General features: G+C 42.0%; 5 protein-coding genes. 1 reads left to right on the forward strand and 4 read right to left on the reverse strand.

Annotated elements, in window-relative coordinates:
- Window positions 1-5: 5 nt before the first annotated feature.
- The 4 genes from Q0Z70_RS07825 to Q0Z70_RS07840 all read right to left on the reverse strand — a co-directional run bounded on the left by Q0Z70_RS07825 (window position 6) and on the right by Q0Z70_RS07840 (window position 8,709).
- Window positions 6-3,755, reverse strand: coding sequence for an Eco57I restriction-modification methylase domain-containing protein (locus Q0Z70_RS07825; RefSeq protein ID WP_298073540.1), 3,750 nt, complete (start codon window positions 3,753-3,755; stop codon window positions 6-8).
- A complete protein-coding gene (locus tag Q0Z70_RS07830; RefSeq protein ID WP_298073537.1) occupies window positions 3,755-7,015 on the reverse strand; it encodes a helicase-related protein in 3,261 nt (1,086 codons plus the stop codon). The genes Q0Z70_RS07825 and Q0Z70_RS07830 overlap by 1 nt, the downstream gene beginning before the upstream one ends.
- A gap of 93 nt (window positions 7,016-7,108) precedes the next feature.
- Window positions 7,109-8,122, reverse strand: coding sequence for a nucleotidyl transferase AbiEii/AbiGii toxin family protein (locus Q0Z70_RS07835; RefSeq protein WP_250706958.1), 1,014 nt, complete (start codon window positions 8,120-8,122; stop codon window positions 7,109-7,111).
- Window positions 8,119-8,709, reverse strand: coding sequence for a DUF6088 family protein (locus Q0Z70_RS07840; RefSeq protein ID WP_298073538.1), 591 nt, complete (start codon window positions 8,707-8,709; stop codon window positions 8,119-8,121). Before Q0Z70_RS07840 ends, Q0Z70_RS07835 begins: the two co-directional genes overlap by 4 nt.
- 1,222 nt (window positions 8,710-9,931) lie before the next feature.
- Between Q0Z70_RS07840 and Q0Z70_RS07845 the strand changes: the two genes are divergently transcribed.
- On the forward strand, window positions 9,932-10,708 hold the full coding sequence (locus Q0Z70_RS07845; protein ID WP_298073539.1) for a phosphatase PAP2 family protein: 777 nt from the start codon (window positions 9,932-9,934) through the stop codon (window positions 10,706-10,708).
- The last annotated feature ends 56 nt before the right edge of the window (window positions 10,709-10,764 follow it).

The raw sequence follows: 10,764 nt of genomic DNA on the forward strand, positions 1-10,764 counted from the left end.
TGTATCTATAATTGATATATGCTCTCAACTATTAAATCATTGGCTCTTTCCACAGCATTGAGTTCTTCTGAAATATCTAAATCTGTCGCAATTCCTTTTGCAACAGACCGTTTCAAGTCAAATGCTTTATCAAAGAGGCGTTTACATTCATATAGTTGCTCAATAGTTGGTATCATAATAGGGATAAGTTTTGCATCACCAGTAGTACAATGAGATGTTGAATTTATAAGATTATCTACATAAAATGCAGCAAATCTTGAATTCATAATCGAAATAAGGTAATACTCTGGTGTTTGTTCTGTACATGAGAAAAAACTCATGCTTTCGGTACTTTGAACGGTCTTTTCTTTCTTCTTACATTTCATGTATGTAGTCAAAACATTATTCCAACAAAAACCCTCCCTAAAATAGAATTGAGGGTTACGAACAACGGGCATACCTTCCCCTTTCTTGCCGGAATTAGTCTTCAAAAAACGGACATTCTCCTTAGACCACGCAATAGCGAATGGAGTTTCAAGATACCATCGATTTCCGTCTTTATCTCCTTTATCATAAGGCACATAGTATGGTTTGGTTGTTTCTATACCGTTCTCTTTTTCGTCATCCGTCAAAGAATCCACATTTGCTATTTCGCAATCATCCACAATCTTGTAAAGATAACCTTGACCAAAAATGTCACGACCATATTGCTCTTTGAGAGAATCAAAGAGTTCTGCAATTTCAGCTTCTGACAGTGATTGCAAAAAAGCTGCATACGATGGGTAACGGTACATTTCAGCGGTAATAGCTTTCGGGGTACGAGCCAAGAAATCTGCCAGTTTCTTAGGACGGGACATGCGGATGTTGTCTGCCCATTTAGTAGTGCTTCTTACAGCAATGTATTTACCGTTATTGGCGGTTGCTAAGCCCTGTCCTCCCTCGGTCAAGCACCCAAGAAGTGCAACATCACCGGGTTTCAGACTCGCCCGATATTCTTCAAGTTCGCGTTTGTTCTTTTCAATGTCACGTGAAGTCTTAATCTTGTCCCACCACTTATCATATAGAGCTTTTACCTTTTCACCGTAAAGCTCATAGATACGCATATTCAACGCGGACGGTTTGAATATTACGCTATTTTGAGTATTGAGATATACCGATTGAGCTACAATCAGACATTCGGGCTGTGATAAATTCTTACGACCGTCCATAAAGCGCACGAGATTTTCTGCAATAGGCTTATTCTTAACAGCCGAGGTAATGCAAGTGTCAACCATCACCGCTTCAAATGGATTGGCTGTATCGAACACGTAATTAAGTGTATTGGCAAGCAGTAAATCTCTTAAATTGCGCTTGGTTTGAGTTGTCCAAAATGTCTTTGGAGTAATGTATGTAATACATCCGCCCTTACAAAGCAAGGAAAAGCCTTTGAAAAAGAACAGGTTGTATGTGTCATCAGAGAAACCAAATTCCGCCTCGAATAATTTCTTATCGGCAGTAGAAACCCCTTTTGTAGAAATATAAGGTGGATTGGCGATAAGAATGTCGAAGCCCTCTTTGACACCGAACATCCATTCTGGATCAAAGAAAGGAGCGAAAGAATTTTGATCAAACATATCCCACTGAGCAAGCTGGGCTGCTTGCTCATTACCGATGCAGTCTTTGTCAAGTAAGAGGTCGGCTATTTCCTGACGCAAGCGAACCACTTCTTTGCGCCATTTTTCCTTTGTCGCAGGTCGGCGAGCACTGAAAATCTTATGCTTGGCAATTTTCAGTTGACTATCTTTTTGCTTTATTTCTTCGGAGTCAAAAAGAGTTGCCTCCGTCTTTTTCAAACCGAGAAGCGAATTTGCAGCAACAAACTTAGCTTCCAAGTTAGGGAGCGGTCGAATGCCAAAGTTATCAGCCGGATTATCATTTCGCTTTTGGTCAATGACGAGCGAAATAAAGAAACGGAGCTTTGAAATTTGAATTGCAATTGGCTGAATATCTACACCATAAATGCAATTTTCGATGAGGTGAAGTTTACGGGCATAGTCCGGGTAGTTTACATTCTCATCGAAAGCTCTTTCAATATCAGCGACTGCTTCTCGTCTTTCTTCGGCGGTCGAAGTGAGGTATGCTTCGGAAGTTTCATCAATGGCAAATTGCAGGAGCATATTCTTCCAACGACTATTATCTGGATCAATCTGTTTGAGGATATGTACCATTTGCTGGAGCACACCCACGGGAAATGCGCCCGAACCGCAAGCCGGGTCGAGAATCTTGCAGTTGTAGAGCGACTGCATAATCGCCAACTTCTGCTGTTCGGTGAGCACGATTTCGCTGTCGGCATAGGCAAGCAACTTACGGTATTCGTCCTCCAGTTCATTACCAACTGTGCGTTTGAGGTGAGCGATAAGACTTTCATCGACCATATACTGCACGATCTCGCGCGGAGTATAGAAAGAACCCGTTTGTTTTCGGGCGGTTTGCTGGGTTTCCGGGTTGTAAGATGCCAACAAGTTCTCAAACACCTTACCGAGCAATTCCGGGTCAAGCGACACATCCTTATCAAACGGCATATTCTCCTCCACTGTGAAATTGTAGCGTTTGAGAATGTCGATGATACCACGAGCGGACACTTTCTTTTTGTTGGCATCGCCATAGAACTCAGATAAGTCGATATTCTTACCGGCTTCCTCACCGAAGAAAAGATAATCTGGCACAATCAGTTGTGCCATAGACTCCTTACGTTCGCTGAACCCATCGTAGTACATTCCCGTGCGTTTTTCGTCCAAGCAGTCGAAAAGTCCGCCATTAAGGAACGGTACTGTCTCGTTGGCAAGACGCAAGAATTCGTCAGGGTCGTTAAACTCATCACGGTAGCGCATCAATTTATTATCATCAAACTGCGAACGGTTGTCCTTGAATCGGCGTTCTGTCAATTCGGTACTGCCATCCTTGGTAATAGGACAGTTAAGCATTGCAAAGAAAAGGTTTTGCAGGATAGCGCGGTAATAAACGCTGGCTTCTGATTTGCCGAAAAGGTTGTCAATTTTATGCGGATTGAAGCCCTTGATAAGATGGTTGGCAATATACTCTTGGTCGAAGAACTGCCATGGAATGAGTTTACGCTCTTTCAAGAACCACACAAAAATTAGACGAGTGATAAGGCGGATTGCTCCTTCATGATTGTGCAGTTTATCATCAGTACGCTTGGTAATGTCGTTAGGAAAAGAGATAACCTTAATAGCCCAAGCATACCAGTCGGACAGCTCTTGATAGAAAGCCTTGGTAAGGACTTCTACAGAGAAACGATCAAAGAGGTCTTTAACATCCTTGACCCTGCCCAGTTCGTTTAGGTATTTATTGGGTGTATAGCAAGCAATGCCCTTGCCAAGGTAGTAAGAATAGCGACGAGGATTGGAATAAGTACGAGTAACGTTACTATCATTTTCTCCGATAGAAAGTTGGATTTCAATCAGCGAGAAGCGGTAATTGTTTGCATCATCTTCAGGAACAAATATCACCAAAGCACGGGATTGCTTCTCTCCGGCAAGCATACGAAACGCATCTTTCGACAAACCAACACGGGCATCGTGACGCGAGGTGTGCTTGATTTCATAGACCACAAGGTCAAGCGTTTTCGACTTGCCTAAACAAGTGGCAGCAGACGCATAGTTCATATGTGCCCAAAATGGTACATTACTTTCTTCCTGTTCGAAATCATCGGGAAGAAAATCACGGCGGAGGTAATTGACAAAGTCCGCACGGCTATATGCTTTACTAAAATCTATCATCGTTGCAGTTCTTCAGATATGATTAATGTTTCGTCACCCTCGCCGACTTTGGCTTGCACTTCGAGCAAGCGCATAAGATAGTCGGCAGGTATCTCTTTGAATAATTTTTGAATCTCAGACGGTTTCATCTGATTGATGAAACGCACTTCGTAGCCCGACAATGCTTCCGCATCGAGAGCCGCCAAAAGGTCGGAATAGTAATCTTCAGGCAACTTAACTTTTATGGCATTGATTTTTTGAATTGCCTTCAAGATGTTCTTGTCGTTGCGGTTCTTTGTATCGCTACGGAACAGCGAAAGTTTCACTCGCTGATACAATTGGTCGAAGCCCTCGGTGGGAGCAAACGGCTTTTCTTCGGGTGCGGCTTCAAAGAGCTGTAGGGCTTCTTCGGCAGAGAGCATTATCGGCTCGCGGTCGCCATCGGAAATTTTGAATACGAAGTCTTCGCCTTTCTTCCCGAAAAGAATAACACCACCCAGCGGTTTCTCCACGATGCGCCCCGTCCGGGCGCGGTGCGGTATCTGCAAAGCCTCTTTGTATTCGTCTGTTCCCTTAACCGACTCTAAGAAACTACGATACGGGGTGTCCCATGATTCAGTTTCGGAATGCTCGATTTCCGCACGGTAACGCTCGCGGAAGAAAGCGGTACATTCTTCATCGGAAGTCAATGCCTTTGTATCTTCACCCATAATGGCATGAATCATTGCCATTTTCAAGGTGGATATTTCCTTAGCACGGATTTCTGTTTCGCCTACCTCTGTTGGGAAGTAGTTGTAGATATAAAGGTTGTCGAACACCTTTTTATTAATACGGTTGATACGCCCGATACGCTGGATTACCCTTGTGGGGTTGTACGGTATATCATAGTTGAAAATAGCTCCAGCACGGTGCAAGTTGTAACCCTCGGAAATGGCATCGGTGGCAACCAATACCTTGTAATCATCGGCTTGCGTTTCTTGCTTCACACTTGCATCAAAGTTATTGCGAATGGTTTGGCGCATAGAGGGAGTAGCATCTGCCGAAGTATATTTAAGCGCAGGCAGTCTTGCTTCTTTCAGAGCTGCGCCAAGATAGTTGACTGTGTCGGAAAACTCGCTAAACACAACCAATTTACGGTTAGGCTCTTTGGTGAGTTTATCACGAACAAGACGGATGAACGATTCAAGTTTCGGGTCGAACTTGATTACCTCTTCCTCTCCAAACCATTCCAAATAGATAGATTCCAACAGTGCGATGTCGGCTTTCATGTCATTGATAAACTCGTCATTGACAAACTTCATATCAATAACAAAGAAACCTTTGCCTGAATATTTTTCAAACGTATCTTCTATCTCCTCCATGCCGTCATCGGTGCTTTCGTAGAAATCATCCACATCGGGCATACCTCCTTTTTTCCAAACGGGTATCTTTCCAGTACGCTCAATCCAATCAAGCACATTACGAGAAGAATTTATCATAAAGGCAAGCGAAGATTTGAAAGCTGCAACCGAACTTTCGAAGCGACGTACCAACAAACGGCGCATAAATTTAGCCACGTTCGCTTGACGACCGATAAGCATGTTTACATCGTCAAGTCCCGTTTGGCGTTCTATATCCTTGGCTAATGCCTCGCGTTTGTCTTCGGGAACATACAGCACCGGCTTGTAACGAGCCGCCTGAAAACGGTAAACACCATCGTCAGAATCTTCTTCGTTTGATTTTGTTCCGTAAATGAAGTTAAGCGTGCGCAGATACAAGTTTTTCAACTCTTTGAGATCGTAAGTCAATTCAATAGGGTCTTGTGGAATAACCACCTCTATTTTTTGCTTTTTGAGGTCTTCCTTGTAGGTGTCAATCTGCTGAAGGTCGATGCGAGAACGACGGATAACCAAAGGTCCGATAATTGAACGAATGGTACGGGCTATCTTGGCGGTTTCATTCTTCACATCCTGCTTGGAGAGTTTGCCTTGTCGTTGCAGTTCGCGCAGTTCCTTGTATTGGCTGATAAGGTCGCGGAACTCGATACTAAGATTTTCCACTGTTTTAAGTGTGGACTTTGTAGGTATCTGAAAGAGTTTCAACATAGAATAGATGTCGGCAGGGTCATTGTTGAACGGGGTAGCCGTTAACAACACCACTTTATTGCCTTGGCAAAGATTGTGCAGCATAGCGTAATCTTCGGTATATTCATTGCGGTAACGGTGCGCCTCGTCCACGATAATAAGAAATTGTTCATCAGGCCTCTTCAAATCATTGTAATGAACCAAGGCTTCCGATATTTTGCCACCGCTAAACACAGTACCTGTAAAACCGAACTCGTCCTTATAAGCATCCCAACCCGACTTCAAGTGTGGGGGCGACACTACAATGGTACGCAAACGGAGATTGTGAGCAATGGTAGAGGCGATAATACTCTTGCCCAAGCCCACTACGTCAGCCACAATCGTTCCGTTGTGTGTTTCGATAGACTTCAATGCAAGTTGGATGGCATCAGTTTGGTATTTCAGGTTAAAGAACTTACCATCGGTAATGTCGAAAGGTGTACGCACATTAGTCTTGGACGGAATGTCAAAATACTCGTTGAGCACTCGTAGATAAAGTTTATACGGTTGAAACAGTCGGTCAATCCATATTTGACTTTCGACCTTTTCTTTCCAACGGTCAACGGTATTTTCGTCCACAATAGGAATAGCATTTGCCCAAAGCTCATCAAAGATTTGTTTTCCTTCCGTATATTTAGCTTTGTCTGTAAACCGAACATTGATTTCCGTTCTGCCTTGCAACCCTTGATAGGAAAGGTTGCTTGACCCCGTAATCACATCACCGGGCTGTTCTCCATTCTCGTTGTTACTGTCGTTATAGGCAAAGAGGTACATTTTTGCATGGCACGGGTCTTCTGTCTTGCGTATCTCCAATGTACCGTCATAAATCTTACGCTGGAATTGGCGAAACATTCTGATGGTTTCGTCTGTATCGGTATTGTCGGTTTCATTGATGAGCCTTACCAAGTTATTGAAGTATTCTTCCCGAACTTTGCTACGAATGTGCTGCCACTCTACCAATTCTTCAACCTCACGAACTCGGTTTGAAATCCGGGTGTCAATGTCAAGCCCGACCAAAATCCGGAGATACTTGTCAGCGAGCTTGTCGGCAAGATGGGCATATCCCGAAAAATAGAAATAGCCCACAAGAATATCCACGGCATCCGACTTGGGCAAGATACCCGTGATAATATCGGAAAGCAGACGGTCTCGATTGGTTATGAAACTATGTGCCATATTGAACAATGTTTTGTATTCTTTATCAATCTAAAATATTAACGATAGTTCGGGATAGGTTCGTTTATATCAAAAAGAATGTCCGCCATACCGTCAACGATTATTTTCCCATTCCAATGTCCTAAATCTGTTCTGCAACTCACTCAATCGTTCCATAATCTCATCGAAAGAAGGTGCATTGGCATAGATGAAGCCGATTTGCATCTGCTTATAGTCGTCACGCAAAACATCTTCGATGCTTTCAGGAGGTAGAAACGATATTGTGTGTGGAAGATGACTCGTATAGTCCAATCCACTCCATGCCGTGAACTTTTTACGATGAGTCACAATGTCCTCGTATAATTGTACATCCTGCATTGCTTCCATCGCAAACGGTTTATCCATCATTTTTACAATGTCATACATATGTCGTGTGATACGTTCGATATGCGTACAGCCATTGGGACGGTTAAACTCTTCATGCAAAAGAAAAACCTTTTCCAAGAATGTTCGTCCTGGCACTACGGTAGGAACAGTGAATATAGGTAATGAGAACTCTTCACCTGGATAAACCTCTTCTATCATAGAACGCATTTCCACATCTTCTGACGGTTCCATGAGTGAACGACAACTTATCTCAACTTTGACTCGCTCGGGTATATATTGCATTTTCGTTTGCAGCACTGAATTATACTCGACAAACAGGACTACAGGGTCAAGGTCACTGACAGATGTCTCCGGAACTATGACCTTACAGCTCTCTGATAGCCCAAACTCTTTTATTCTGTTCTCAACGTCGAGCGCAAAAGAGCCATCTATGAACTTCTTGGAGTCTTTCCGCAACTTAGTCCGTTGACTTTTAGTCTCAATATTTTTAAAGCCGAGATATTGGGGATCTATTGCAAGGTCAATATCTTCCGAAAACCGTTCTATTAATCCCCAACCTTTGCTAAGGCTTGTTCCTCCCTTGAAAACAAAAGCTGCTGCATACGGCAAAGAAAATATGGCACGTAACACCATACTGACCCAGTAGTCCTTTTCTACGGCATTGTCCACAATCCCTTTATCTTCGGCTACATTAGCCAAAATGGTAAGTTGTTCTTCTTTTGTAAGCTTAGTAAAATTCATAATGCAAGTCTTTGTTTAATCCATTGCGGGGCAATGCTGTAATCGTATTTGATTTCATCAGGACTACCATATTTTTCAATGGCTTGTTTTATGATTGCAACCTGTTCATCTGTCACGTTATCTTTCCCTAACTCTTTCATGGCAGCGACTATAAGTGGGAACAAGTCCGTCTTATAGGCAAAATTGCGGGGTACGCTGCGCTTGAATATGATTTTACGGTTTCCGATAGTAAGTTCCCTTGCAGCGGCATCTGTCAAATAGACCGCATTCATCGTAACCTGTGTGGAAAGTCCTAATTTGTTCAATGCAGTCAATCCGCTGGGAATAATGCGTGCTTTATCCTTTTCAGCAACAGCATAAGCGATTTCCTCTATAGAGGGTCGAAGTATTCCGAACTTATTTCGTGACGGATATAAATATATGCCTTGCGAGAGGCGTATAAGAACACCTTCCTTTTCTAATCTGGAAAGGACACGAGTAACCAACCCGTCATTATTTAGATAGGCAAAATCCTGAACCATATAGAGTTTGTTTGGCCCATTGCTTTCAATAGTATTGCGTATCTCTTTTGTTAGTATTACTCCCATGATCATTAATAATCTGAGTGCAAAGATACAATATTCCCTCCAGCTCAGCAATAAAATGTCCGAAAATCTTAAAGAAAATCGGACTTTATAAAATGTTTGCGATTAGATTGCTGTTTGGTTTAAGAGTAAAAATATTGATAACAACAAGCTATTGTAGCTTGAGATTAATTTTGGAAAACCAACAAGAAGTGGGAACTTTACGGTATCAAATAAAGATACAGATGGTATATATTAGTTATATATCAGATTGATATAAACTACACTTCGGTTCAAGCGTGGAACTGTATGCCACATCTTAGTTTGAAGGTCCTGAGAAACCTGAATGTACAGATGTAGTAATAGCAGCCCACGCTATAGCGTGAGAACCACTATGCTATCCCTTGTACATTCTTTGAAAATTTCTCAGGTTTTCAAACTACAAGATAAGCATAACGCCTCTTAATATTTCAATATGTCTGGAGAAGGTTACCCTAATCCGGTTGCAAAGGTATATAAAAAAGGTATAAATCACCTATAAAGTGATACTTTTTTTATCATTCTCTACTATTGTAGTTTTAGTCCATGCAAAAAATACATTGTTTACAATCCGATTGCTGCCGGGGATTTTCTGTATATCAATAAAATATGCTACCTTTGCAAATGATAAAATTCGATCACATAGAAATTAGTATGAACGATATAAAATAATTGCCTATGATATAAACTTATAATATTGGTTACGATACCATATTTTCGAGGATAAAAAAAGAAACGTTGTGTCTATATCTTGCTGTAATAAAGCGTAGGAAACTTTAACAACGATAACAAGATTAGCATGATGGTTCTCCACGTATATACGTGGGACTGCTGTCACCATTCCGTTATCAAGGGCTTTCCTACCGCCTTTTACAGAGGAGTGAATGATATGTAGTTCCACGTATTTTATTTCTCAGTATCTAACCCCAAAAATCACGTATTAAAAATGTAAAGAACGAACATTATAATAAAATAGTTATTCAAAGAAACGTTGTGTCTTCATCTTGCTGTAATAAAGCGTAGGAAACTTTAAAACTGATAACAAGATTTTGGCATGATAGTTCTCCATGTTGTTTGCATGGCGCTACTGTCTCCATTTTCGAGTTAGGGCATATAGTCTAATCAAGGAGATGTAAGCATATAGTTCCACGTTTCAATACAAATCTAAAATTCAGCCGAGCGGGAACTGGTGAGGCAAACAAATTACATGGATGCTAAAAAATTAATTTTGGCGGTTGTCCTGACAGTGACTCTGCCAATGAGAATGCACGGGCAACAGACAGATTGCGATTCTTTATCCGTAAACGACAGAAGTATAGAAAATTACAAATTCGAGTGGAAGCAAACGATTCTGCCTGCTTCTTTAATCGGTATTAGTACAGTTGCGCTCGCTCCGAGTTTCATTCGGAACGGCAGCCGTAGTATCACAAACAGCGTGATTGATATACGAGGGAACAACAAACGACTTGAGTTTGACGATTATATCCAGTATCTACCCGTTGCCGGTTCTCTAATGCTGGGTTGCACAGGTGTCAAAGCAAAACATTCATTCCGAGATAGAGCTTTTATTGTCGCTACTTCTTATGCAACACTGGCGGTTCTTACCAACATTCCGAAATTTTGTATCAATGAAAAAAGGCCTGAGTTTGCAGGACATAATTCTTTTCCTTCAGGGCATACTGCAACCGTCTTCATGGGTGCGGAACTGGTACGGATAGAATATGGAGTCTGGTACGGTGCCAGCGCTTATACCATTGCAACCGTAGTGGGATTCATGCGATTGTACAACGGAAGACATTGGTTTCATGATGTTGTGGCGGGTACCGGAGTAGGTATATTGAGCGCACGGGTTGGTGAATGGAGTTGTCAGTTATGGCAAAAACTCTTTCAAAAAAGAGGAAAAGAAAATAACCTTGTTTTCACCCCAGTAGCAACCCCGATAAACGGTGGGCATTACGGTTTCACGATGGGATATGTCTTTTAAATCGCGACATCATTAGAGTTTCGTTTATGGCGTAGTGATACATTGAATCGTCCATT

The sequence above is a fragment of the uncultured Bacteroides sp. genome (assembly GCF_947632445.1).
Classification (GTDB): Bacteria; Bacteroidota; Bacteroidia; order Bacteroidales; family Bacteroidaceae; genus Bacteroides.

Excerpts from the sequence above, each read along its gene's own strand:
- Q0Z70_RS07830 (WP_298073537.1), bottom strand. The coding sequence starts at position 7,015 with ATGGCACATAGTTTCATAACCAATCGAGACCGTCTGCTTTCCGATATT.
- Q0Z70_RS07835 (WP_250706958.1), bottom strand. The coding sequence starts at position 8,122 with ATGAATTTTACTAAGCTTACAAAAGAAGAACAACTTACCATTTTGGCT.
- Q0Z70_RS07840 (WP_298073538.1), bottom strand. The coding sequence starts at position 8,709 with ATGGGAGTAATACTAACAAAAGAGATACGCAATACTATTGAAAGCAAT.
- Q0Z70_RS07845 (WP_298073539.1), top strand. The coding sequence starts at position 9,932 with ATGGATGCTAAAAAATTAATTTTGGCGGTTGTCCTGACAGTGACTCTG.